Below are 23,092 nucleotides of genomic sequence, written 5' to 3'. Positions count from 1 at the left end.
GAGAACTGAGGCACAGCCTACCCGAACACCCGTTCGATTGGCGCGTCGCCACGGCGGCGTGTCGGCGGGTCAGCGCAGGCGGTCGGGGAGCTCGAGCTGCCGCCACACCGCGCGCCAGATGCGCTTGCACGGCACGGCGGCCGCGAGCGCCTCGCGGACGGTCCGCCCGCCGAGATCGGCCAGCACGACCTGGTCGGCCCACACGGAGGCGTAACCGCCGGGCAGCACCTCGCCCATCCGCTGCCACAGCTCGACCTCACGCACGCCGCCACCGTACCCGCCCCGTCAACCGGTCGCCGACTCTGCTCAATCGTCGCGCGAACGCGCACAATCCGTTGTACGCTCGCGCATGGCAAGTGAGCACGGCGGACACCCGCCCGACGCAGAGGAGCAGTCGCGCATGAACGCACCAGGGGTCCCGTCGCACAAGCGCTCGGACCGCATGGTCGCGCTGTTGGCCATGCTCAACGACCGCGGCCCGCTCCCCCTGTCCCTACTCGCGCAGGAACTCGGGGCGTCGGCGGCCACCATCCGCCGCGACGTCGCGGTGCTCGCGGCGCAGGGACTCCTCGACCGGACGCATGGGGGCGCCCGGCCGGCCAAGGGCAACCGCGAGTTGCCCGTGCGGCTCCGAGACGGGCGCAACCAGGAGGCTAAACGGCGGATCGCCCGCGCGGTCGCCGAGCTCATCCCCCACGGCAAGCACGCCATCGGGCTGACGGGCGGCACGACGACGGCCGAGGTACTGCGCGCGCTGCACGACCGCAACGACCTCACGATCATCACCAACTCGATCAGCATCGGCCTGGAGGCCGCCGAGCAGGGCCAGGCACGGGTCCTCATCGCGGGCGGAGTGCTGCGGTCGAGCTCCTTGGAGCTCGTCGGCTCCCTTGCGGAGCAGACCATGAAGATGGTCAACGTCGGCACGGCCGTCGTCGGGGTCGACGGGCTCACGGCCGCCGAGGGCCTGACGACCCACGACGAGATCGAGGCTCGGACGAACTACGCGATGATCGAGCGCTCCCAGCGGGTGATCGTCGCCGTCGACTCGTCGAAGGTCGGCAGGCCGACGCTGGCGAAGATGGCCGACATCTCGGAGGTCCACGTGGTGGTCACCGACTCCGGCGCCCCGGCCGACGAACTGCAGCGGCTACGCGACGCGGGCGTCGAGGTGCACGTGGTGGACGCGCCGAGCTGACGTCAGGCGGCGACCGCCACGCGCGGCACACGGGCCGCCTCGAGCGCCGCGAGCTTGCCGCTGATCGCGATCATCAGCTCGGACAGGGACACGTCGAGCGCGGACGCGATGGCGAACAGCACCTCGCTAGACGCCTCCTTGTGGCCGCGCTCGATCTCCGAGAGGTAGCCCAGCGAGACCATGCTGGCCATGGAGACCTCTCGCAGGGTCATGCCGGCGCTCATCCGGAGCTCCCGGAGAGTTTCGCCCATCACCTTACGAATCAGAATCGTCTTCACGGCTTCCATATCCCAACCGGCGAGCTGTGTGCCCGCCCTCGACACACTGCAACCGCTGGCCGGGGCCGTTTGTTCCCGACCTCTGGGAGAAATTCCTGGCGAGCGCTCCCGTGCGGTCAGAGGACGCGCAGCAGCATCTCGAACACGTGCTCGGTGGCCGCCGCTCGGACGGTCTCCCGGTCCCCGTCGAAGTGCTTGAGCTCGGTGTACTGCGGGGGCGGCGACATCCCGACCCGCGGACCAACGACGGCGAACCACACCGTGCCGACCTTCACGCCGTCCGCCTCGGTGGGGCCCGCGACACCTGTAGTGGCCACCCCCCAGTCCGCGTCGCACCGCGACTGGGCGCCGACGGCCATCTGCAGCGCAGTGAGTTCGTTGACGACGCCCTCGGCCTGGATCAGTTCAGGGTCGACCCCCGCCAGCCGGCTCTTGAGGTCGCGGGCGTAGGTGATGAGGCCGCCGCGGTAGACGGCCGACGCCCCGGGCACCGAGGTGAGCGCCGCGCCGACGCCACCTCCGGTCAGCGACTCGCACGTGGCCAGCGTCACGGAACGATGGGTCATCTTCGCGATCACGTCGGCGGCCAGCGTCATGGGAGTCTCCTCGTCGAGTGCGGTCCCGTCAGCCTACCCGCCCCGCGCGGGCGTCAGCACGGATCTTCCAGGCGTGCCGTAGGTAGTCAAGGCCGGTGACGACGGTGAGGATGAGCGCGGCCCAGGCCAGGATCCACGCCACCACCTGGATCCATCCGGGAAGGAACTGGAGCCCCAGGCTGAACAGGATCAGCGCCAGCGACTGCGTCAGCGTCTTGGCCTTGCCGCCCTTGTTGGCCGCCATGATGCCGTACTTGGCGATCGCGGCCCGCACCCAGGTGATCCCCCACTCGCGCACGAGGATGATGATGGTGAAGAACCACGGCAGCCCGACCTGGCCGGGGAACGCTTCGAGGATGCTGAGCGACACGAAGGCCGCGCCGGTCAACGCCTTGTCGGCGATGGGGTCCCACAGCTTGCCGAAGTCGGTGATGAGGTTGCGGCTGCGTGCGATGTGACCGTCGGCCAGGTCGGTCAGCATCGCGACGACGAACACCGCCGTCGCGCCGATGCGCCAGCCGAGGTCGTCCGGCGCCGCGAACAGCAGCACGACGTAGACGGGGACGAGGATGATCCTGACCACCGTCAGGGCGTTGGGGACGTTCCAGTTGCTCGGCCGGTCCGTCGCCCGTCGGGGTTCGCTCACGTCGCCTCCGCCATCAGATCGATTCCGATCGAGTCCACCACTGTCGCCGTCACCAGGTCGCCGACGGCCGCCTCACGGTCGAGCGTGACGACACCGTCGGTCTCGGGGCCCTGGTGCATCGCGCGGCCGACGATCTGCTCGTCGACACTCTCAACGAGCACGACGATATCCTCTCCGACCCGGTCCGCGGCGCGCGCCTCGCAGACCTGCAGCGCCAGATCGGCCAGCGACGCGCGCCGGGCCTCGATCTCGTCGTCGCTCAGGTGTCCCGGCAGGGTGACGCCCTCGGTGCCCTCCTCGTCGGAGTACCCGAAGACGCCCATGACGTCGAGCTCGGCGGCGACGATGAAGTCGCGCAGGATCTGCACGTCGGCGTCGGTCTCGCCGGGGAAGCCGGCGATGACGTTGCTGCGGATGCCCGCGGCGGGTGCGGCGGCGCGGATGCGTCCGATGAGGTCGAGGAAGCTGTCCGCGTCGCCGAACCGGCGCATGGCGCGCAGCACCGAGCGGGAGGCGTGCTGGAAGCTGAGGTCGAAGTAGGGCACGACCTTGTCCGTGCCGAGCATCGCGTCCAGCATCCCGGGACGGATCTCGGCGGGCTGCAGGTAGGACACGCGGATCCAGTCGAGGCCGTCGATGCGCGACAGACGCGGCAGCAGGGTCTCCAGGCGGTGGTCGGCGCCGAGGTCCTTGCCGTAGGACGAGGTGTTCTCCGACACAAGGAAGACCTCCCGCACGCCCTGCTCCACGAGCCAGCGCGCCTCGGCCTCCACCTCCTCGACGGGCCGCGACAGGTAGGAGCCGCGGAACGCCGGGATGGCGCAGAACGCGCAGCGCCGGTCACAGCCCGAGGCGATCTTCAGCGACGCTGAGGGACCGCCGGCGAGCCGACGGCGCAGCGCGCGCGGCCCGGTGGCGGGGGCGAGCCCGTCGGGCAGCGGGGTGTGGCCCGGCACCGCGACACCGCGGGCGGCGGCGGGCCGGGCCGCGGGGGTCAGCGGCAGCAGGTGCCGCCGGTCCCTGGGGACGTGCGAGATGTGGCGTTCGCCGTCGAGGATGCCGCGCAGGCGGTCGGCGATGTCGACGTAGTCGTCGAACCCGAGCACGGCGTCGGCCTCAGGGAGCGCCTCGGCGAGCTGGACGCCGTAGCGTTCCGCCATGCAGCCGACGGCCACCACCGAGCGGACCTGCCCGCCCGACTTGAGGTCAGCGGCCTCCAGGAGCGTGTTGATGGAGTCCTGCTTGGCCTGCTCGACGAAGCCGCAGGTGTTGACCACCACGGTCTCGGCGCTCTCCGGGTCGTCGACGAGGAGGAAGCCGCCCATCTCGAGACGGGCGGCGAGCTCCTCAGAGTCGACGTCGTTGCGCGCGCAGCCGAGGGAGGCGATGTGGACCGAGTGTGGGGCAGTCATGGTGGACGCCATTATCCCTATCCCGCGGCGAGGTTGGCCAACACCTCGTCCAGGTCCTCGGGCTTGACGAGCACCTCGCGGGCCTTGGAGCCCTCGGAGGGGCCGACGACGCCGCGGCTCTCGAGGATGTCCATGAGCCGGCCGGCCTTCGCGAACCCGACGCGCAGCTTGCGCTGCAGCATCGACGTCGAACCCAGCTGCAGCTCCACGACGAGGCGGCAGGCGTCCAGCACGAGCTCCATGTCGTCGCCGATGTCGTCGACGACCTTCTTCTCCGTGGCGGCGCCCGTCGTGACGTCGTCGCGGTAGTTGGGCTGCAGCTGCGTGGAGACGAAGGTGACGACGTCGCGGATCTCGGACTCGTTGACCCAGGCGCCCTGCACGCGGATGGGCTTGCCCGCGCCCATGGGCAGGAACAGCCCGTCGCCCTTGCCGACGAGCTTCTCGGCGCCCGGCTGGTCGAGGATGACGCGCGAGTCCGTCATCGACGACGTCGCGAACGCCAGCCGCGACGGCACGTTGGCCTTGATGAGGCCGGTCACGACGTCGGTGGACGGGCGCTGGGTGGCCAGCACGAGGTGGATGCCGGCGGCGCGCGCCAGCTGCGTGATCCGGACCACGGACTCCTCGACGTCGCGGGGGGCCACCATCATGAGGTCGGCGAGCTCGTCGACGACGATGAGCAGGTACGGATAGGGCGCCAGGACCCGCTCGGAGCCCTCGGGGACCTTGACCTGCCCGGCGCGGACCGCCTTGTTGAAGTCGTCGACGTGCCGGAAGCCGAAGGCGGCCAGGTCGTCGTAGCGCATGTCCATCTCGCGCACGGCCCAGGCCAGCGCCTCCGCGGCCTTCTTCGGCGACGTGATGATCGGAGTGACCAGGTGCGGGATGCCCTCGTAGTGGTTGAGCTCCACCCGCTTCGGGTCGACCAGCAGCAGCCGGACCTCGTCCGGGGTGGCCCGCATCATGATCGACGTGATGAGCGAGTTGATGAAGCTCGACTTGCCCGAGCCGGTCGCGCCGGCGACGAGGAGGTGCGGCATCTTGGCCATGTTGGCCACGACGTAGCCGCCCTCGACGTCCTTGCCCAGGCCGACGGTGAGCGGGTGGTGGTCGTTCTTCGCCTTCGTCGAGCGCAGGACGTCGCCGAGGGAGACGACCTCCTTGTCGACGTTGGGGATCTCGATGCCGATGGCCGACTTGCCCGGGATGGGCGTGAGGATGCGGATCTCGTTGGAGCCGACGGCGTAGGCGATGTTGTCCGCCAGGCCCGTGACCTTGCTCACCTTGATGGCGGAGCCGAGCTCCACCTCGTAGCGCGTGACCGTCGGGCCGCGCGTGTAGCCGGTGACGCGGGCGTCGATCTCGAACTCGCGCAGCACGTCGCCCAGCTGACGTACGACCTTGTCGGAGGCCTCCGTGCGGGCCTTGGGCTTGCTGCCGGGTGCGAGCACGCGGTCCTCGGGCAGGGCGTAGACGATGTCGCCGCTGAGCTGCAGCTGCTCAGCCCGGGCGGGCGGCGGAGTGTGCGGCGGGGGCTCGAGGTCGCGGGGGGCGTCGGCCTTGGGCCGGCCCGGGATCTGCCGCGGCTCGGCGGCCGCGGCAGGCATCAGGTACTCGTCGTCCTGGGCGTCGACGTCGAAGACGTCGTCCGCGGAGTCCTCGGCGGGGTCCTCGATCAACGGCGTGTCGTAGGGAACGTCGACGCCGAGCTTCAGCTTCTCGGGGCGGTCGCGCTGGTCGTCGTGCTCGACGAGGGCGCCGAACGCGTTGCGGGCGCCGGCGGCGAGTTCGTGCAGGGGGCGGCCGATGACGAGCAGGGTGCCGAACAGCGTGACGATGGACAGGAGCGGCACCGCGACCCAGACCGTCAGCAGGTCGACCAGCAGGCTGGAGGCCACGTGGCCGAGCACTCCCCCGGCCTCGCGGAGCGCCGGCATGTCGGCTGGGGCGGGCATGCCGCGGTTGATGTGGATGAGCCCCAGCACGCCCATGGTGATGAGCACCCAGCCGAGGCCGGTGCGGGGGGCGGCGTCGACGTCGCGGGGGTGGCGCAGCACGCGCCAGGCGCCGTACAGGAGCACGGCCGGGATCAGGATCGCGACGGAGCCGAAGACGGTGGAGATGCCGTCGCCGAGCGCCTGGCCGACGGGGCCGGGCAGCGCGAACCAGAAGCGGGCGGCCACGACGATGCCGAGGGCCAGCAGCACGAGGCCCCAGCCGTCGCGGCGGAGCTTGGGGTCGACGTCCTGCGCGGCGCCGCCGAAGCTGCGCGCCACCCAGCCGACGCCGGCCGCCAGCCCGCGGAACATCGCGCCGATGCCGCGCAGCAGCGCGCCCATGGCGCGCGAGAATCCGCCCGGCTGCCGGGCGGCGGGCTTCTTGGCCGGTGGACGGCGCGACGACGCCCCGGACCGGGCGGAGCCGGACCGGCTGGTGCTCGTCGACTTCCGGGGGGCCGGGGTCGTGCGGGAACGCGCAGCACCGGAGGATTTGTTCGCGGTGCCGGCGTTCCGCGTGGGGGAAGAACCGCGGGACGCCATGGGGTCCAACCTAGCCGAGGGCGCGGCGAAGCCCGGTATTTCCCCCGGCGCTGCCGTGGATGGCCCGCTCAGCGCTGGGCGAAGTGGTCCCAGCCGAGGCTGCCGTCGAAGGGGGCGCCGTCGACGACGATCCCGGAGCCTTCCCGGACCGAGCCGACGCGCCGCCAGCCCTCAGGGAGCGCGGCGTCGGCGGGGAAGGTGGCGGCGAGCGCGTGGTCCTCGCCGCCGGCCAGCACGAAGCCCAGTGCGGGCCGGCCGGTGGCGGCGGCGACGCGCTGCACGGCGTCGGGGATCTCCAGGAGCGTGGAGTCGACGTCGATGAGGACGTGGCTGCGTTCGGCGATGTGGCCGAGGTCGGCGAGGAGCCCGTCGGACACGTCGAGCATGGCGGTGGCGCCGGCCCGGGCAGCCACGACGCCCTGGCCGTAGGGGACGCTCGGGGTGAGCTGCTCGGCGACGACCTCCTTCGGCGACCCGAACCCGCGCTGCAGTGCCGCGAGCCCGGCGCCGGCCCAGCCGAGGCGGCCGCACACCGCGACGATGTCGCCCACGCGGGCCCCGGCGCGCGTGACGGCGGCCCTGCCGTCGAGGTCGCCGATGGCGGTGACCGTGATCGCGATGTGGGCCGACGACGACAGGTCACCGCCGACGAGGCTGACCCCCGCGCGGCGGCACTCTTCGACGGCGCCGGCCTCGAACTCAGCCACCCAGTCCTGGTCGAGGTCCGTCGGGAACGCCAGCGCGACCACGACCGCGCTCGGGCGGGCGCCCATGGCCTCGACGTCGGACACGTTGACGGCGACCGCCTTGCGGCCGATGGCGCGGGCCGGCGACCAGGCGCGCCGGAAGTGGACGTTCTCGATCAGCATGTCCGTGGTGACGACAATGTTGCCCGACGGCGCCAGCACGGCCGCGTCGTCGCCCACGCCGAGGACCACGTCGTCGCCGACGGTCAGCCCCTCGGTGATGCGGTCGATGAGCTCGAACTCGCCCGCCACGTCAGCGCAGCCCGAGGGGGCGTTCCATGGCGAGGTCGATGAGGCGGCCGACCAACTCGGGGTACGTCATGCCGGCCTCCTGCCACAGCGTGGGGTACATGGAGATCTGCGTGAAGCCCGGCATGGTGTTGACCTCGTTGATCCAGGCGCCGTCGTCGGTGACGAAGAAGTCCGCCCGGACCAGGCCTTCGGCGCCGACCGCCTCGTAGGAGCGCCGGGCCAGGTCCTGGAGCCGCGCGGTCAGCTCGGGCGTCACGTCGGCGGGGGCGTCGAGGGCGGCGCCGTTCTCGTCGATGTACTTGGCGTGGAAGTCGTAGAAGCCGTCCTCGGCGTGCACGCGGATCTCGCCGACGGCCGACGCCAGGCACCCATCCGGCGATCCGGGCGCCCCCAGCACCGCGACCTCGAGTTCGCGCGCGCCCACGAAGCCCTGCTCCACCACGATCTTCGGGTCGAAGCGCTGCGCCTCGTCGATCGCGGCGTCCAGCTGGGCGGGCTCGGTGACCCGCACGATGCCCAGCGACGACCCGCCTCGGGCCGGCTTGACGTACAGCGGGTAGGCGAGCCGCTCGTTGATCTCGGCGATGACGGCGGTGCGGTGGTGCCGGAGCCGGTGCGCGGAGGCCGCGACGTAGGGCCAGACCGGCAGGCCGGCGGCCTCGAAGGCCACCTTCATGAAGTGCTTGTCCATGCCGATCGCGGAGGCCGCGACGCCGCTGCCGACGTAGCGGATGCCCATGAGCTCGAACATGCCCTGGATGGTGCCGTCCTCGCCGAACGGCCCGTGCAGCAGGGCGAACGCGACGTCGACGCCGTTGATGTCGACCAGCGTCTCCCCCGCCCGGGTGGCCACCTCGCAGCCGTGCTCGCCGACCATCCACACCGCGTCGTGCCGCGGCTCCGCGACCTCGGGGACCACACCGTCGACGATCCGGTAGTCGCGGATGGTCTCCAGCGGGATCTGGGTCCAGCGCCCGGTGCGCGTGATGCCGACGCCGACGACGTCGTACCGGTCGCGGTCGATCGCCTTGAGCACGCTCGCGGCAGTCAGGCACGAGATGCCGTGCTCCGACGACTGACCGCCGAAGATCAGCGCGACGCGGGTCCGGTCACTCACGGGTCCTCCTTGGGGTGGGGCGTGCGTGAGTCTACTGGTCGGCGCGGGGCTGCCTCGGCACGCGGATGCCCTTGCGGATGTCGTAGCGCCCCTCCGGCGGCTGCTCGCCGCGCAGCTCCGCGACCATGCCGGTGAGGACGTCGAGGAACAGGTCGGTGACCTCGTCGAGGAGCGCGGGAGTGCGTGTACGGCCCTGGAACGGGGTGAGGTCGATCGGCGGGCCCGCCATGACCGCGACGTCGCGGCGGCGCCCGAACAACTTGCGGAACTCGAGGCTCTTCTGGCCGAGGATGAGGTGTGCGCCGGTCTGGGCGACGGGGATCACCGGCGCCCCGGAGTCGAGGGCCAGCTGGGCCGCACCCCGGCGCCCGCTCATGGGCCACACGTCCGGGTCCCCGGTGATGGTGCCCTCCGGGTAGATGGCGACGAGCTTGCCCCTCTTGAGCGCCTCGTGGGCGTGGAAGAGGGAGTCGGCGGCGCGGGTGGTGCCGCGGTGCACGGGGATCTGGTCCGCCTGCCGGGCGATCCAGCCGAGCACGGGGACCTTCCAGATGTCGGCCTTGCCGAGGAACCGCGGCCAGCGGCCGCTCCAGATGAGGAACTCGCCCATCACGATGGGGTCGAAGTTGGAGATGTGGTTCGCCACGACGATGACCGGCCCCTCCTTGGGCACGTTCTCCATTCCCACCCAGCGGCGCCGGGCCACCATCGGCAACACGGTATGCGCGAACCGCGCGATGAGGTGGTAGATCCACGGCGCGCGCTCGTGGTTGACCTGGCGCAGGGGTCGTCGCCAGTGCGGGGTCGCTGGGTCAGGGACGGTCATAGGCCAATCATGGCAGGGTGGGCGCGGTCAGCCCTCCTGATGCAGCACGAAACCCCGCAGCCAGTAGCCGGCGATGAGGTCGTCCCAGCCCAGCTCGGGCATGCGGACGATGCGCGGGCGGCGGCGCAGCAGCCTCAGGAGGAGGACGTCGGACTCGAGGATGGCCAGCGGCTGACCGGGGCACTTGTGGGCGCCGTCGCCGAACGCCAATCCGGTCTCGTTGACGCCGGAGGCGGTGTCGCGGCCGGGGCACAGGTGCAGCGGGTCCTCGCCCACGGCGTCGGGGTCCGCGTTGGCGGGGCGGACGAACACGTCGACGAGGTCGCCGGGTTCGAGCGTGTGGCTCTCGCCGCGGTCGGTGACCTCGATGGCCTCCTGCACGCGGCGGTAGAGGTGGCCGACGACGGGCTCGAGCCGGATGATCTCGGCCAGGATCGCGTGGCGCTCCCGCTGGCCGGCGACGAGGTAGCGCTCGCGCAGCGCGTCGTCGCCGAGGAGGTGGAGGGCGGCCATGCAGATGAACTCGCGCGTGGTGACCATGCCGGCGGTGCCGTAGGTGACGCACTCGACGAGGATGTCGAGGTCGGTGTAGTCCTCGGCGATGAGGTGGCTGATGATGTCGTCCTGCGGCGCCTTGCGGCGGGCGCGGATGGCCGGGCGGGCGTCGAGGACGTGGAACTTCAGGATGGGGGCCAGGCCGTTGAACGCGGCCTGCATCCACTGCCGGTTGGTGCGGCCGAGGCCGGGCTTGGTGATGTCGAACGGCGGCTGGTTGAAGAAGGTCACGAGCCGGGCCGCCATCTTCTTCGGGGGCGACGCGGTGAGGCCCACCACCTCGGCCGTGACCTCGACGGTGTAGTGGAGGGCGAGTTCGTCGAGCGTGATCTCGGGGCCGGCCTCGTCGAGGAGGCGTTCGGCGCACTCCTCCATGCGGGTCTCGTAGCGCTTGGCGACGACGGCGGGGGCGAAGAACCGCGCGACCTTCTTGCGCTGCTCGTCATGCAGGGGACCGTCCGACATGAGGATCGGGTGGTGCTTGAGGTACCCCTTGGGGATGGCCTCGGCGGTGAAGCCGGCCTGCGTTGTGGCGTGCCGGGCGCGGAGGACCTGCTGCGCCGCCGCCAGGGAACGGATGCGCCAGACGCGATCGATGCGCTCGACGCGGGGGCCGTCGGGCTCGCCGGGACGCTCGACCTTGCGGGGCGCTCCGCGGCTCATCGCGCGGCCCCCTGACCGCCGGCGTCGCTGCTCGGGAGCGGGAGCGCGCTGATGTAGATCCGGACCCGGCGCTCGCCGGGCCGCGCGGCCAGGTGTGCCGGGGTGGGGCCCGCCTCGTCGCGCCTGGCCTTGGCCTGCTCGGTGTGCCGCTCAACGACCGAGAGCAGTTCCTCGCTCAGGGCTTCAAGCTCGTCACGGGTCATCCAGCCGCTGGTGGATCCGAGGACGCTGGCGTCGCGCCAGCCCTCGTCGTCGTGCTGCAGGGCGGCGAGGGCGGCGTGCAGCGTGTCGGACTGGTTGTCGATCATCCAGCGGTTGAGGGTGCGCACCGTGTGGCTGTCGGGGTCGTCCACGCGGTCGTAGGAGAAGCCGACGGCGCGCCACCAGCGTTCGCGGGCCGTTCCTTCACCGGGCACCTCCTCCACGAAGCCGAACTTCGCGAGCTGGCGCAGGTGGTAGCTGGTCTGGCCCGTGCTCTCCCCCGTCTCGCGCGCCAGGACGCTGGCGGTGGCCTGGCCCTGATCGCTCAGGAGGCGGTAGAGCTGCATGCGCAGGGGGTGCGCGAACGCCTTGATCTGCTGCGCCGTCGCCGGCCGGGAATGGGTCTTGCGCTCAGCCATGATGCAGAGGTACCTTTGCAGAGACTTCTTTGCATAACTTCTTCTGCATCAGTCTAGTGGAGGTCCTCATGCCAGCGCGCCAGCTCGACCCACGTTTCCGCATCCATCTCTCCACGGTCGCCCTGGCCAACCTCGCCGACGGGGTCGTCGCCACCGGCGTGCCCCTGCTCGCGATCACGCTCACCCGCTCCCCCGGGCTCATCGGGCTGCTCACCGCGGCCGTCTGGCTGCCGTGGCTGCTGGCCGGCATCCCCGCCGGGGTGCTCGTCGACCGCTGGGACCGCCGCCGCACCATGCTCGTCGCGCTCGGGCTGCGCGCCGCTCTCCTCGCGGCCGTGGCGATGGTGGGCGCGGCCGGGGCGCTCAGCATCTGGTGGCTGATCGGTTTCGCACTGGCCTACGGGTTCACCGAGGTGTTCACCGACCTCGCCGCCCAGGCGCAGGTGCCGGCGCTCGTCGGCCGCGACGGCGCAGCGCTGCGCAGCGCGAACTCGCGGCTGCTCGCGGTCGAGCAGGCCGCCGGCGGCTTCGTCGCTCCCCCGGTCGCCGGCCTACTGGTCGCCGTCGGTGCGGCGTGGGTGACCGGGGTGCCGGCCCTCATCGTCGTGGGGGCAGTGGTGGTCCTGGCCCTGGGGTTACGCGGCCGGTTCGCGGCGCCCCGGGCTGCGGCCGATCACCTGCCCGCGGCGGCCTCCGCGAGTCGTCTCGGCGCCCTCCGCCACGACCTCGGCGAGGGGCTGAGCGTCCTGTGGCGGCACCGGGTGCTGCGTCCGCTGCTCATCGCCGCAGGGCTGTGGAACTTCGGGTCGACGGCGCTCTCGGCGGTCTTCGTGCTGTGGATGGTCGGGCCCGGCTCGGCGGCCGGTCTGACCCCGCAGGAGTTCTCGCTGGTGCTGCTCGCGATGCCGGTGGGCGGGTTGCTGGGCAGCGTTGTCGCGGGGCCGGTGACGGCTCGCTGGTCCGAGATGCGGGTGCTGGTCGCCTGCTGGGGTGCCGCCGCGCTGGTCAACCTGCTGCCGTTGCTGTGGCCGGCCGCGTGGTCCTTCGCACTGTTCCTCATGTGCGCCGGAGTGTTCGGCGTCGTCGGCAATGTCGTCAGCGGGTCGCTGCGGCCGCGGATGGTCGAGGAGCGTCTGCTGGGCCGCGTGCACGGAGCCGCCCGGGTCATCGGCTTCGGCGCCATGCCGCTCGGCGCCGTTGCGGGCGGGCAGGTGGCGCAGTGGTTCGGGATCCCTGCGGTGTTCCTCACGGTGGTGGTGCTGATGCTGTTGTCGACGGCGATCGTCGCGGTCCGCGTGCCGCAGTCGGTCGTCGACCGGTGGGAGCTCCGCCCGACAGACAGCGCCGCAGCCGAGCCGGACTCCGCTCCCTCCGGCCGGGCCACCTCTGCCGTGTCCAGCGCGGGCTCGGCAGCCGGAGGCTCGGCATCCTCGATCGAGCCGGAACCTGACCCGGTCGCGGCCTGACGCCGGCCCGCTCTCCGCCTGACGCCTGCCCTACTCCACAACGCCCGCCCTACTTTCACGACGCCTGCCTTACATTCACGACGCCTGCCTTACATTCACGACGCCTGCCTTACATTCACGACGCCTGCCTTACTGCGCTTCGCCTGCCCCGCGGCCCAGGGCGCCTGCCGTGATGCTCGACGCTCGTCCTAGAGGGCAGGCGACAAGAGGTAGGACAGGCGCCTCCCTCGCCGAGCGGCTCAGGCGAGGCGCGAGTCAGGGCGCCACCGACGTAGCGGGCATGTGCCGCAGCTGGAGGATGGCGTACAGCTCGGTCGTCGTGAGCTCGGAGAAGGACTTGTCCATCAGCATGACGTTCACCGTAGCCCTCGACGACCCCCCAGCCCGCGACTCGGCGACCGCACCACGGACCTCACGGCACCCGGCCATCCCCCAGCACGAACTCCGCGACATCGTCCAGCATCTCCACGAGGTGCTCAGGCTGGCCGGTCCAGATCTGCCGTGACGTCGGCAGTCCGGCCTGGATCATCGACGCAGTCAGGTCGTCGATCAGCATCCCGCGCGGCGCAGGGCGGGATGCGACGATGACGGCGCGCCCGCGTTGTTCGGAAGTGAGCCCCGCCCACCACGACTGCAGAGTCTGCTGTGCGATCACAGGAACATTCAACCGCTCACAAGCCAGACTGTCCGAGGAGGGGTAGCCCATCACCCTCCAGGCCGCGATGCGCGTGAGGAGCGCCCATACGCCACGTCGAACAACGCGCCTGCCATGCCTCGGTACGCCTGCTCTCCAGGGCAGGCGTCACTGGGGCGCCTGCCCTGTGTCGAGACGCCTGCCCTTGAGGACAGGCCGGGAGTCACCAGGCAGGCGTCGCCGCGGTAGCAGTCACCCCGACGAACACGGGATGGCAAGCCTTGTCAGGCCAGGGTGACGGCCTGGTCGAATTCGAGCCGCGAGCCACGGACCAATAATCCGGAGGAGGCACACGGAGGTCGTGGCCTGACGCTGCCACCGCCCCGGCGTGCCCCAAGCAGGCCGGCCGGTGCTAGCGTCGCGCCGAAGGAGGCGCCAGATGACCGATCCCACCCAGTGCCCGTGTGGCGGCGGCCCCTATGCGGGGTGCTGCGGGCCCCTGCACGCCGGTGACGCCCAGGCCACGACCGCTGAGGCTCTGATGCGGTCGCGCTACTCGGCCTTCGCGCTGGGCCTGCCTGACCATCTCTGGCGGACCTGGCACCCGCGCACCCGCCCGGAGCGGGTCACCGTCGACAGTTCCGCGTGGACCGGCCTGGAGATCATCGATGTCGTCGACGGCAGCGAGCACGACTCCACCGGCGTCGTCGAATTCGTCGCCCACTACCGGGACGGCCGCCGCCCGGGCCGCGTGCACGAGCGGTCCCGGTTCGAGCGCCGAGCCGGACGATGGATGTATGTGGACGGCGATCTTCGCCCGTAGGCGGGCACCCCGCTGCCGGATTTCGCACGACGTGCAACGCTTGTCCCGTGCAGAACCCGTCTGATCTCTACCGCCTCGAGACCCACGTCGACCTCACGGACCCGGGCTCGGGCGTCCTCGTGGTGGCGCTGGGCGCCTTCATCGACGCCGGGCAGATCCAGCGCGCGCTGACCCAGCACCTCGTCGAGACCGGCGAGGCCGAGGTCGTCGCGACGTTCGACGTCGACCAGCTGTTCGACTACCGCGGCCGGCGTCCGGCGATGGTCTTCGACGTCAACCGGTGGGCCGAGTACGAGGCGCCGTCGATCATCCTGCAGCGGCTCACCGACCGCGACGGCCACACGTACCTGCTCCTCTCGGGGGCAGAGCCGGACTTCCAGTGGGAGCGGATGGTCGCGGCGATCCGCGAGCTGGTGGTCGCGCTCGGCGTCACTCTGGTGGTCAGCGTCCACGGCGTGCCGATGGCGGTTCCCCACACCAGGCCGGTCGGGATGACCGCCCACGCGACAGACCCCGCGCTCATCGGCGACACCCACTCCCCCTTCGGGCGCGTCCAGGTGCCGGGCTCGATCGGCGCGCTGCTCGAGCTGCGCCTCGGGGAGGCCGGGCACCGCGCCGCGGGTTTCGCGCTGCACATCCCGCACTACCTGGCCGCGTCGCAGTTCGCCGACGGCGCCCTCGCGGCCCTCAACGCGATCGTCGACCTGACGGGGCTCCACCTGCCCAACGACGGACTGGTCGAGACCGCCGAGGCCAACCGGCGCGCCATCGCCGCCGAGGTGGAGGGCAACGAGGAGGTCCAGGCCGTGGTCGCCGCCTTGGAGCAGCAGTACGACGCCTTCCTCGAAGGGCAGCACCACCCCAACCTCTGGGCCCCGGAGTCGTCGCGGATCCCCTCGGCCGACCAACTCGCCGCAGAATTCGAGAACTTCCTGCGCACGGTGACCGACGACGACGAGTGAGCCGGAACCGGCCCGCGGGGAGCGACGAGATGGGGTGTGAGATGCCGAAGGCCGTGTTCATCGACTTCGACGGGACGTACGCCGACCGCGGGCAGGTCCCTGCCGGCCACGTGGCGGCCGTGCGGGAGGCGCGACGCAACGGCCACCACGTGTTCCTGTGCACGGGCAGGCCGAAGGCGATGGTGCCGCCGCGCATCCTGGACTCGGTGTTCGACGGAATGGTCGGCGCCGCGGGTGGGTACGTCGAGGTGGGCGACCGGGTCCTGGCCGACACCCGATTCCCGGGGGATCTGGCCGAACGCGTCGTCGCCGTCCTGGCCGCCCACGACGCGACCTTCATCCTCGAGGCCCCCGACGCACTGTACGGCCCGCCGGGGATCCAGGAACGCTTGCGCGAGATCCTGGGCGCCGCGCTCGGGTCCGATGGGCCCCACGACGGGGTCGACGACATCCTCCGGCACCTGCGAGCGGTGCCGGACCCTGCCGCGGCCTCGTTCGGCAAGGTGACGATCTTCGCCTCGCCGGTCGCGGTCAGCGAGTTGGCCCACATGGTCGGGCCCAGGGTGGGCGCACTGCCGAACTCCGTCACCGGGTTGACCGGCCACGCCGGGGAGATCCACCTGCGGGGCGTCAACAAGGCCGTCGGGATCGAGGTCGCGGCCGCCCACCTCGGGGTCGAACGCGGCGACATCATCGGCATCGGCGACGGTCACAACGACCTGGAGATGCTGGCCCACGCCGGGACCGCAGTGGTGGTGGAAGGCGCGGCGCCGGAGGTGATGGCGCTGGCCGATCACGTCGTCGAGCCGCCGCACCGGTCAGGTTTGGTGCGGGGCTTCGCCGAACTCGGGCTGACCGCCGTCGCCGACGACCTCAGCCCGTAGCGGTGCCTGGTCCGTCGGCGACCGGGAGCCCGGCGTCGCGCCACTGCGGGTAGCCGCCCTCGAGCCGCACCGCACTGCGTCCGCTGTCCCGCGGCCGGGTGACGGCCGTGGCGGCCATGACGCAGTACGGTTCGCGACAGTAGGCGGTGATCTGGCAGCACAGAAGGAGTGAGCATGGCCACGCTTGTGTTCGGGATGAACCAGTCGCTCGACGGCTACGTCGACCACGAGGCGTTCGCGCCCGCCCCGGCGCTGTTCCGCCACTTCATCGAGGAGGCCAGGACCCAGGCGGCCTCGATCTACGGGCGCCGGATCTACGAGATCATGAGCTACTGGGACGACGACGACCCGGCCTGGGAGGACGACGAGCGCGAGTTCGCCGCCGCGTACCGCGCCCAGCACAAGTGGGTCGCCTCCCGGACGCTGACCTCGGTGGGCCCCAACGCGAGTCTCCTTGAGGGAGACCTGGAGAGCGCCGACCGGATGGACGACGACATCCTCAGGCTGAGCTACGTCCCGGGCTGAGATCCGCCAGGAGGTCGTCGAGGATCTCCTCCTCGTAGCGGTCGAAACCACCAGGCATCCGCCAGGGTCTGGCGCCGGGCAGCCGCAGCAGCCGCTCGACGATCCGCCAGCCGACGGCGTCGCCGTCGGCCCGGATCCACAGAGTCGTCCGGGGCGCGAGCGCTTCCAGGAGCGTCATTGTCGCGAGGTTCGGCAGGCCGTAGGTGCACACCAGCGGGCGGCTCGACGCGCCGTGGCGGTCGGCGGCCGCCTCCACGATCGCGGGGTTCTCGCACACGAAGACCTCCGGCACGCCGTCGGCCAGGGCGAACGGGCGCAGCAGGCTCCGCAGCGTCAACCAGACCGGCTCGCCGGCGACTTCGCTCAGCGCGGTGGCGGCGCCGTCACCTGTCAGCGGCAGGTTGAGAACCAGCACCTGCGCGGAGACGCCGTCGCAGACCACGCCGCCCGCCTCCCAGGCGCGGTGCCAGGCGGCGGCGTCGCCGACTGGATCGACCCAGCCCCCCGCGGCGGCCCCGCGCCCCGCGAGGAACCGCGCGACCGCCCGGCCGAGCGCCTCCGCGCGGTCCAGCGCGTGCGCGTTCCGGAACAGCTGGGCTGCCAGCACCGCCAGGCGGATCGGGGCCTCGCCGGACTCCACACGCCCATCCAGCAGGCTCACGACCAGCGCGATCTGCGTCGCACGAGCCTCCCACGATTGCGCCCCGACAAGACATCGTTCCAGCACGGCCCGCTCGACGTCGCCACCCAAGCCGACGAGCACCGCGACCCCTGCCTCCCGATCCCCACGCTTTGCCTCCGCCGCCGCGCGTCGGGTCGCGCGCAGGTCATGCAACGGACCACCGACCTCCACCAGCAGGGCCTCGAGTGTCGTGTTGTGAGTCGCCAGTGCCTCGCGTATCCGCGCCACCTTGACCGACTCCCCCGACGCCGCCCACACGGGGCCGAGCAGCCGAGCCACTTGCCGGCGCTCGTCTCCGGTCAGCTCCACGTCCAGCGTGGCCCGAGGGCCGAGACGCCCGGCCTCGGCGCGCGCCCGTGCGGCCGTCAGCACCCGCGCCGGCCCGGGTTCCTCGGCCCAGGAGAGGACGAACATGGGCACGCTCACAACAGCGACTCCTGACCGGAGTCGGCCTGCGGCTGGCCGACGTCGAGCCAGGTGAGCGGCAGCTCGATGGCCTCGAGCGATCCGCCGGCCCACAACTCCAGGGTCAGGTCAGCGCCGGGCAACGGCGCCGGGGCTCGGACCACCTGGTAGATCGCGGCCGCCGGAACGGCGTGGACGTTGACGAGCCGGCCGGGACCTGCCAGCAGGACGTCGAGGTCGAACTCGCGCAGCAGGTTCATCACCATGGATCGATTGGCAGTGTCCAAGCCGTCGAACGCTTCGTCGAGCCAGATGGGGCGCGGAGCACCAGGCATGTCCTGGTACAGGGCCGCGAGCGTGGCGACCAGCGGCAGCATCAGCATGACGGCGCGCGCCCCGCCGGACATCTCTGCGAAGCTCCGCGCCGTCAGCGGGCTCCATGACCCGCCGACGCCGATGCGGCGCTCCAGGGCGATGTCGTACCAATCGCGGTAGTCGAGCTGCCTGGCCAGCGCATCGTGCCAGTCCGCCTGACCCTCGTCCACGGCCTGGCGTTTGGCCTCGTCCACCCGGTCGCGCAGGAACCCGCGCACCTGCGCCTGCACCTCGGGGTCGAGCATCGCGGAGCCGGTGACCGCGTCGAGCACAGCCCGGTGCTGACCGGGCGTGAGCCGGATCCGCATGGCCGTGCCGCTCGTGGTGGTGGAGTGCTCTCCCAGAACCTTGTTGATGTTCCGCACCAACGTGGTGGCGGTCCCGATCCGCTCCTGCAGGTGTTCGACGAACGTCGAGCCGAGCAGCTCGTCGAGCGTCTCCTGGACGCGCGCGTCGTAGGCGGCATGCAGCGTCGCCACGGTCGCCGCCAGGTACCCCACGGCTTCACGCAGCGGCTTCAGTTCGCCGTTGGAGTTGACGGTGACGTCGATGCGAATAAGGTCGTCAACCGGTTCGAGCTTGAGCGCTCGGCCACCCTGCTCCAGGTCCGTGTTGACTTCCCTGGCGCGCCCCTCGAGCGCGGAACGCAGGTGCTGTAGTTGCTGCTCGTTCGCGTCGGCCCGGTCCTGTCCGTCCTCCCAGCGCCGCGGCGTCACGGCGCGGCGGACCGCGGCCACCTGCGCGCGCACATGCTCGATCGACGACGAGTCCTCCTCCGGGATCTCCAGGGCTAGCTCGGCCGTCACGCCACGGTCGACCAGTGAACGGAACGCGGCGAAGGCGGCGTCGCGTTCCCGGATGGCAAGCTCCCGCTGGGCCAGAAGGTTCTCCAGCCGCTCCCGCGCCTGCCCCAGCGTCACGGACTGCTTGACACGCTCCGCGCCCAGCCTCTCGCGGTCCCGGGCAGCCTCCGCCGCCTCGCGGCGCAGTCCGTCCAAGCGGTCGAGGAGCCGGGCGTCGTCGGCACCGATGGATGCCTGGAGTTCCTCCGCGGTTCGCTGAGCCGAGCCGAGCGCCCGCTGGGACTCCCCGCTTGCCACCCGGGCCTCGGCCTGCTCCGCCTCGGCAGCGGCTCGGCGTTGTCGTGCCTGATCAGCGATCCGCTGGGCGCTCCGATGCCGATCCTGGGCGGTGCGGAGGCGGTCAAGCGCGAGCTCGACGATGTGCAGCGCCTCGCGGACCTCGTCCAGGCCTCCACTGCCTGCGGGCAGCCTCGCGTCACCGACGAACCGGAGAAAGTCGGCGTGCCGGGAGTCCGCCTGCGACCTGGCCGCCCGAGCCTTCTCGAGAGAAATCTCGGCCTCCGCCCGGGCGCTCTCGGCAATGCGCTGGCGTTCGGCGGCGAGATCCAGAGTCCGACGCAATTCCCGGTCCCCAGGGGCCCGGCGGAAGGCCTCGGTCAGCGCCCTGACGCCTGCCGCGGCTTCGTCCGCCGCCGTACGGAACCGGCCCGCCTCGGCCTCACGCTTCGACCGTTCGTCGCGCAGCTCGGCCAGGCGTCGCTGCCGCTGCCACTCCCGCGCGGCCTCCCCCAGCCAGTGCGCGCCGTCACCGATGGGTTCCGTGATGCCGGTCAGTCCGGAGCTACGCCACCGGCCGTCGACGGCGACCGCCAGTCCCGCCGTCGGCAGCGGCTCGCCGGCGCCACAGAGAGCCACACCGTCGAGGACACGCTGCGTGGCCGCCGACAGCTCCCCCGCGTCGTCGGCGACGCGGAGCACTGAGCTCAGCCTCAGCCCGTCACCGGTGTGATCGGGGTCCTGGACGAACGTGTCGACGCCCGAAGGGCCCGCGGTGTCCACCCAGGCATCGAGCAGCCCGGCCGCCGAGAGGGCGGCCTCCAGTCTGGCGAGATCGGCTCCGTCGAGGCCGGAGGGGTTGACCAGCCGCCAGAAGGGCGCACCAGGGGCACCTGCTCGGGAGCGCCTCCGCCACAGCGACGGCTCCGGCACCGGCAGTGCCCCGGCGGTTTCCAGTGCGGCGATCTCTGCGCCGAGCTCAGCGGCGGCCACGCGGGCACGGGTGGCCCCATCCTCCGCCGCGCGACGCTGTTCGTGCAGGATCAGGCGGCGGGGTTCGTACCAGTCGGCGCGAATGAGCTCGGTGATCGAGGGTCCTGAAACGTCGGTGGCCGAGGTCGGCAGCGCCGCACGCCAAGCCGCAGTGTCGGGCTGGGGCTCCAGGTCGGCCACCCACGCTGACAGCGCCTCGATCACAGCCGCATGCTCGTCCTCGGCCTGTCGCCAAGTGTCGTCGGCGGAGGCCTCGAAACCGTCTGCCGCGGACTGAAGCGTGGCGGCGGTCTCTTCCAGACGGGTTGCTGTGGCGTTGGCGTCGTCGGCGGCGCGCAGCAGCTGCGCCGCCCGGTCGAGATCTCGGCGGCGTTCGCGGGCCTGCTGCCGCAGCCGGTCGGCATCCATCTCACCCGGTGCGGCCAGCCCGGCGTCGGTGGCCGCCGCCCGCAGTGCATCGCCCGCACGCCGGGCCCCGTCGTGGGCCTCATCCGCCTCGCCTCGCCGGGCCTCGTCCTCAGCGGCTGCCTCCGCCGCACGCTGCCCCGCCTGGGCGAGGGTGCGCTCCACATCGCGATGCCGCTTGCGCGCCTCCGCGAGCAGGTCCTCGGCGCGCCTGGCCGCCTCGAGCCGGCCCTGCGCCTCACCATAGGCCGCCGACTGGCGCAGCTCTTCCGCCGCGGCTGCCGCCGCCTCCTCGGTGCGTCTGGCCTCCTGCTCGCGATGCTCGAGGGCGGCGACGGCACCCTCCGACGACTGGAGGGCCTGACGGGCGGCTTCCTCGGTGCGACGCACGTTGTCGAACCGCGTGCGACGGTCTGCCGCGTGGTCGGCGACCAGCCTTAGGCGCGCCTCCAGCCAGGCCCTCCATTCCCTGCCGGCGAACCGGGCGACGGTGTCCGCAGCCTCCTGCGTGCGCTGCAGGTCGTTGCGGATCTGGTCGAGCTGGTCCCAACCCTGTGCGAGCTGCTGGAGCTCGCCGCGGCGGACTTCCGGCAGCGACGAGCGGAGGTGGTCGGTGACGAAACGCACATCGAGGTGTGCGCCGAGCTTGGGCGTGCGGGTGACCTTGAGGATCTTGCCGATGATCTCGAGCTTGTCGATACTGCTGCCAAGCAGCCGGTCCGCCACCTCCCCCTTGTACGCCAGCGCCGAGGGATGTGGCGTGAAGCGGGGGTCCGTGATGGCCTTGGGCGGCTGGACCTCGCGACCCTGGGTCAGTCTGAGGTCCTCGCGCACCCGGCCGCCGCGCGCCGTGCACCACTCGAGGGCGACCCGCCCGGTGGCGCTGCGCGCCGAGGCGTAGAGAAGGGTCGTGAAGAAGTCCTCCGTGCCGTCGACGACCCGGCCGTACTCCACCCACAGCCAGCCGTGGAAGAACGAGGCACTCGCATCGCGTCGGTCGCCGTCGGCGCCGGTGGGCTTGACGTAGTACGAGAATTGCTTCCCGGAACGGCCCAGGGTGTCGATCTTGTCGCTGGACGTGTCGGCGAGCCAGGGGATGAGGGTGGTCAGCGCCATCAGCGACGACTTGCCCGTCTCGTTGCGCCCCATCAGTTGCGCCCAGCCGCCCGCGTACCAATACTCGGCCGCCTCGAACTCCCACAGGTTCACCACGCCCGCGCGCAGCGGCTGCCAGCGCTCCCGGTGCGGGTGGGGCAACCCCCCCGCGGCGGCGGCGTCACGCCAGGCTCGGAGATCGTCGTCGGTACTCATGGGTCCTCCGGGAAGAGCGACGGGGCGGTGGCCGAGGGCAGGTCGAGATCGGCGCCGCGGAAGCGTGCGGCCAGGGGCGTGAGCTGCCAGGAGCCGTCGGGGAGGACACGCAGCAGCCCGAGGTCCCGCAGCCGTCCTTCGGCGGCGACCAGCACCTGGTCGGGTGCGTCCTGCATCGCCCGGGTCAGGTTCCTGCCGTGCGTCGCGTGCAACTCCCGGGCGAGGGCGGTTACTCGGTCGCGGGGGCAGGTGCGGGTGCCGTCGGTGGCGGACCGGGCGACGTCGTCGAGCAGCCGCAGCGCCACCCAGTCCTTCGCGGTGGCGGCCGGGAAATCGAGCTGCACCGATGCCGGGAGTGCGCGGTCTGCGGGCAGGACGAGCAGGATGAGGTCGGCGCGCATCTCCACGGTTCCGCCGGTCATCTCCTCGGCCAGCGAGGCCAGCCGGGAGCGCTGCCCCACCAGATACTGCTGTTCGTCCGGCGGCAGTTCGGCCACGAGGATGCCCTGAGATTCGATGAGCTGCCGGAGGAGCCGAACGCCGCGCGTGTCATCGGGCGCCTCGGCCCGTCCGGCGAGCGCAAGGTCGAGGTCGTCGGTGCTGATGAGCAGGGCGAGGGCGTCGCGGTGCAGGATGAGGCCGGCGCCGATGCCCTCGTTGCCCCGCTCCCACTCCTCCAGGAGCCGCTCGTCCGTGCGGCGCTCGAGGACACCGTGCGCGACCAGCCGGTCGACAGCCCGGACCAGTTGCTGCCTGTGCGAGCGCAGGTTCGGGTCGTAGAGGCGTCGGCCGAGTGCGGCGGTGCTGAGGTGGACGTCGTCGGAGAGTTCCTGCAACGTGACGCTGTCGTCGCGGCGGTCGTCGAGGCAGGCCGCCGCGTACAGGGTTAGGGAAACGCTGATTAATCGGCGAGCCTGGGATTTGATGGGCCGGCCTGGTCTGTCGGGGTGGATGGTTGATCAGTGGGTGTTGAGCCGGGTCAATGACGTGTTGGCTAGGTAGAATGCTGGTTGTGGATGAGTTGCAGCCGAGTCTTTCAGAAGTCGAGTACGGCCAGCGTCGCCGGGTCCCGAAGCGGGAGGAGTTCCTCCGGAAG

Annotated in this window: 22 protein-coding genes; 6 read left to right on the top strand and 16 right to left on the bottom strand. The window is 71.7% G+C overall.

Annotated features, from left to right (window positions below; translation table 11 throughout):
• Positions 1–69: 69 nt before the first annotated feature.
• Positions 70–264 carry a DUF3046 domain-containing protein gene (locus ACFQPD_RS13985; RefSeq protein WP_353081861.1) on the bottom strand — a complete coding sequence of 65 codons (195 nt, stop codon included), beginning with the start codon at positions 262–264 and terminating at the stop codon, positions 70–72.
• A gap of 178 nt (positions 265–442) precedes the next feature.
• On the opposite strand from ACFQPD_RS13985, the gene ACFQPD_RS13980 reads away from it, so the two are divergent.
• Positions 443–1,198, top strand: a complete 756-nt coding sequence (locus ACFQPD_RS13980; RefSeq protein ID WP_068751468.1) for a DeoR/GlpR family DNA-binding transcription regulator — start codon at positions 443–445, stop codon at positions 1,196–1,198.
• Between the two features lie 2 nt (positions 1,199–1,200).
• Here ACFQPD_RS13980 and ACFQPD_RS13975 read toward each other — a convergent pair whose 3' ends face one another.
• The 10 genes from ACFQPD_RS13975 to ACFQPD_RS13930 all read right to left on the bottom strand — a co-directional run bounded on the left by ACFQPD_RS13975 (position 1,201) and on the right by ACFQPD_RS13930 (position 11,452).
• Positions 1,201–1,476: a helix-turn-helix domain-containing protein gene (locus ACFQPD_RS13975; protein ID WP_385901391.1), complete on the bottom strand. Its 276-nt coding sequence runs from the start codon at positions 1,474–1,476 to the stop codon at positions 1,201–1,203.
• Positions 1,477–1,592: 116 nt separating this feature from the next.
• Positions 1,593–2,072 carry a CinA family protein gene (locus ACFQPD_RS13970; RefSeq protein WP_385901390.1) on the bottom strand — a complete coding sequence of 160 codons (480 nt, stop codon included), beginning with the start codon at positions 2,070–2,072 and terminating at the stop codon, positions 1,593–1,595.
• Positions 2,073–2,100: 28 nt separating this feature from the next.
• Positions 2,101–2,718: a CDP-diacylglycerol--glycerol-3-phosphate 3-phosphatidyltransferase gene (gene pgsA / locus ACFQPD_RS13965; RefSeq protein WP_385901389.1), complete on the bottom strand. Its 618-nt coding sequence runs from the start codon at positions 2,716–2,718 to the stop codon at positions 2,101–2,103.
• A complete protein-coding gene (gene rimO, locus ACFQPD_RS13960) occupies positions 2,715–4,130 on the bottom strand; it encodes a 30S ribosomal protein S12 methylthiotransferase RimO (protein WP_385901387.1) in 1,416 nt (471 codons plus the stop codon). The genes pgsA and rimO overlap by 4 nt, the downstream gene beginning before the upstream one ends.
• 17 nt (positions 4,131–4,147) lie before the next feature.
• Complete coding sequence (locus ACFQPD_RS13955) at positions 4,148–6,673, bottom strand: DNA translocase FtsK 4TM domain-containing protein (RefSeq protein ID WP_385901385.1); 2,526 nt, start codon at positions 6,671–6,673, stop codon at positions 4,148–4,150.
• Positions 6,674–6,741: 68 nt separating this feature from the next.
• A complete protein-coding gene (locus ACFQPD_RS13950) occupies positions 6,742–7,671 on the bottom strand; it encodes a thiamine-phosphate kinase (protein ID WP_385901384.1) in 930 nt (309 codons plus the stop codon).
• Between the two features lies 1 nt (position 7,672).
• Entirely contained in the window at positions 7,673–8,788 is a 1,116-nt protein-coding gene (locus tag ACFQPD_RS13945) for a D-alanine--D-alanine ligase family protein (RefSeq protein ID WP_385901383.1), read from the bottom strand.
• Between the two features lie 31 nt (positions 8,789–8,819).
• Positions 8,820–9,614 carry a lysophospholipid acyltransferase family protein gene (locus tag ACFQPD_RS13940; RefSeq protein ID WP_385901381.1) on the bottom strand — a complete coding sequence of 265 codons (795 nt, stop codon included), beginning with the start codon at positions 9,612–9,614 and terminating at the stop codon, positions 8,820–8,822.
• 27 nt (positions 9,615–9,641) lie between these two features.
• Positions 9,642–10,832: a cytochrome P450 gene (locus tag ACFQPD_RS13935; RefSeq protein WP_385901380.1), complete on the bottom strand. Its 1,191-nt coding sequence runs from the start codon at positions 10,830–10,832 to the stop codon at positions 9,642–9,644.
• Complete coding sequence (locus ACFQPD_RS13930) at positions 10,829–11,452, bottom strand: helix-turn-helix domain-containing protein (protein WP_385901378.1); 624 nt, start codon at positions 11,450–11,452, stop codon at positions 10,829–10,831. The genes ACFQPD_RS13935 and ACFQPD_RS13930 overlap by 4 nt, the downstream gene beginning before the upstream one ends.
• A gap of 68 nt (positions 11,453–11,520) precedes the next feature.
• On the opposite strand from ACFQPD_RS13930, the gene ACFQPD_RS13925 reads away from it, so the two are divergent.
• Positions 11,521–12,918 (top strand): MFS transporter, encoded by a 1,398-nt coding sequence (locus ACFQPD_RS13925; RefSeq protein WP_385901377.1) that lies wholly within the window; start codon positions 11,521–11,523, stop codon positions 12,916–12,918.
• 412 nt (positions 12,919–13,330) lie between these two features.
• On the opposite strand, the gene ACFQPD_RS13920 is transcribed toward ACFQPD_RS13925, so the two are convergent.
• Positions 13,331–13,573: a hypothetical protein gene (locus ACFQPD_RS13920; protein ID WP_385901375.1), complete on the bottom strand. Its 243-nt coding sequence runs from the start codon at positions 13,571–13,573 to the stop codon at positions 13,331–13,333.
• A 418-nt stretch (positions 13,574–13,991) separates the two neighbouring features.
• Here ACFQPD_RS13920 and ACFQPD_RS13915 point away from each other — a divergent pair, with 418 nt between their 5' ends.
• The 3 genes from ACFQPD_RS13915 to ACFQPD_RS13905 are packed head-to-tail and all read left to right on the top strand — an operon-like array spanning position 13,992 to position 16,221.
• Complete coding sequence (locus ACFQPD_RS13915; RefSeq protein WP_385901373.1) at positions 13,992–14,375, top strand: YchJ family protein; 384 nt, start codon at positions 13,992–13,994, stop codon at positions 14,373–14,375.
• A gap of 47 nt (positions 14,376–14,422) precedes the next feature.
• The gene (locus tag ACFQPD_RS13910) at positions 14,423–15,337 is read left to right on the top strand and encodes a proteasome assembly chaperone family protein (RefSeq protein ID WP_385901371.1); all 915 of its coding nucleotides are present in this window, start codon (positions 14,423–14,425) and stop codon (positions 15,335–15,337) included.
• A 41-nt stretch (positions 15,338–15,378) separates the two neighbouring features.
• Complete coding sequence (locus ACFQPD_RS13905) at positions 15,379–16,221, top strand: HAD hydrolase family protein (protein ID WP_385901370.1); 843 nt, start codon at positions 15,379–15,381, stop codon at positions 16,219–16,221.
• Here ACFQPD_RS13905 and ACFQPD_RS13900 read toward each other — a convergent pair.
• On the bottom strand, positions 16,211–16,339 hold the full coding sequence (locus tag ACFQPD_RS13900) for a hypothetical protein (protein WP_385901369.1): 129 nt from the start codon (positions 16,337–16,339) through the stop codon (positions 16,211–16,213). The genes ACFQPD_RS13905 and ACFQPD_RS13900 overlap by 11 nt on opposite strands.
• Before the next feature lie 56 nt (positions 16,340–16,395).
• On the opposite strand from ACFQPD_RS13900, the gene ACFQPD_RS13895 reads away from it, so the two are divergent.
• The gene (locus tag ACFQPD_RS13895) at positions 16,396–16,746 is read left to right on the top strand and encodes a dihydrofolate reductase family protein (protein ID WP_385901368.1); all 351 of its coding nucleotides are present in this window, start codon (positions 16,396–16,398) and stop codon (positions 16,744–16,746) included.
• On the opposite strand, the gene ACFQPD_RS13890 is transcribed toward ACFQPD_RS13895, so the two are convergent.
• Genes ACFQPD_RS13890 through ACFQPD_RS13880 form a run of 3 tightly spaced genes read right to left on the bottom strand, consistent with a single transcriptional unit; the run spans position 16,721 to position 22,922 of the window.
• Positions 16,721–17,854: a TIGR02679 domain-containing protein gene (locus tag ACFQPD_RS13890; protein WP_385901367.1), complete on the bottom strand. Its 1,134-nt coding sequence runs from the start codon at positions 17,852–17,854 to the stop codon at positions 16,721–16,723. The two genes, ACFQPD_RS13895 and ACFQPD_RS13890, sit on opposite strands and share 26 nt — an antisense overlap.
• Positions 17,851–21,996 carry an SbcC/MukB-like Walker B domain-containing protein gene (locus ACFQPD_RS13885; protein WP_385901366.1) on the bottom strand — a complete coding sequence of 1,382 codons (4,146 nt, stop codon included), beginning with the start codon at positions 21,994–21,996 and terminating at the stop codon, positions 17,851–17,853. The genes ACFQPD_RS13890 and ACFQPD_RS13885 overlap by 4 nt, the downstream gene beginning before the upstream one ends.
• The gene (locus ACFQPD_RS13880; protein ID WP_385901502.1) at positions 21,993–22,922 is read right to left on the bottom strand and encodes a DUF2398 family protein; all 930 of its coding nucleotides are present in this window, start codon (positions 22,920–22,922) and stop codon (positions 21,993–21,995) included. Before ACFQPD_RS13880 ends, ACFQPD_RS13885 begins: the two co-directional genes overlap by 4 nt.
• Positions 22,923–23,092: the final 170 nt, after the last annotated feature.

Source organism: Tessaracoccus sp. O5.2 (assembly GCF_964266725.1).
GTDB classification, from domain to species: Bacteria; Actinomycetota; Actinomycetes; order Propionibacteriales; family Propionibacteriaceae; genus Arachnia; species Arachnia lapidicapta.
This window is presented reverse-complemented; position numbering and strand designations above follow the sequence as displayed.

Bases quoted from the DNA above. Each gene is read 5' to 3' on its own strand.
- ACFQPD_RS13980 (WP_068751468.1), top strand. From the start codon at position 443: ATGGTCGCGCTGTTGGCCATGCTCAACGACCGCGGCCCGCTCCCCCTG.
- ACFQPD_RS13970 (WP_385901390.1), bottom strand. From the start codon at position 2,072: ATGACGCTGGCCGCCGACGTGATCGCGAAGATGACCCATCGTTCCGTG.
- rimO (WP_385901387.1), bottom strand. From the start codon at position 4,130: ATGACTGCCCCACACTCGGTCCACATCGCCTCCCTCGGCTGCGCGCGC.
- ACFQPD_RS13955 (WP_385901385.1), bottom strand. From the start codon at position 6,673: ATGGCGTCCCGCGGTTCTTCCCCCACGCGGAACGCCGGCACCGCGAAC.
- ACFQPD_RS13940 (WP_385901381.1), bottom strand. From the start codon at position 9,614: ATGACCGTCCCTGACCCAGCGACCCCGCACTGGCGACGACCCCTGCGC.
- ACFQPD_RS13935 (WP_385901380.1), bottom strand. From the start codon at position 10,832: ATGAGCCGCGGAGCGCCCCGCAAGGTCGAGCGTCCCGGCGAGCCCGAC.
- ACFQPD_RS13930 (WP_385901378.1), bottom strand. From the start codon at position 11,452: ATGGCTGAGCGCAAGACCCATTCCCGGCCGGCGACGGCGCAGCAGATC.
- ACFQPD_RS13925 (WP_385901377.1), top strand. From the start codon at position 11,521: ATGCCAGCGCGCCAGCTCGACCCACGTTTCCGCATCCATCTCTCCACG.
- ACFQPD_RS13915 (WP_385901373.1), top strand. From the start codon at position 13,992: ATGACCGATCCCACCCAGTGCCCGTGTGGCGGCGGCCCCTATGCGGGG.
- ACFQPD_RS13905 (WP_385901370.1), top strand. From the start codon at position 15,379: ATGCCGAAGGCCGTGTTCATCGACTTCGACGGGACGTACGCCGACCGC.
- ACFQPD_RS13900 (WP_385901369.1), bottom strand. From the start codon at position 16,339: ATGGCCGCCACGGCCGTCACCCGGCCGCGGGACAGCGGACGCAGTGCG.
- ACFQPD_RS13895 (WP_385901368.1), top strand. From the start codon at position 16,396: ATGGCCACGCTTGTGTTCGGGATGAACCAGTCGCTCGACGGCTACGTC.
- ACFQPD_RS13885 (WP_385901366.1), bottom strand. From the start codon at position 21,996: ATGAGTACCGACGACGATCTCCGAGCCTGGCGTGACGCCGCCGCCGCG.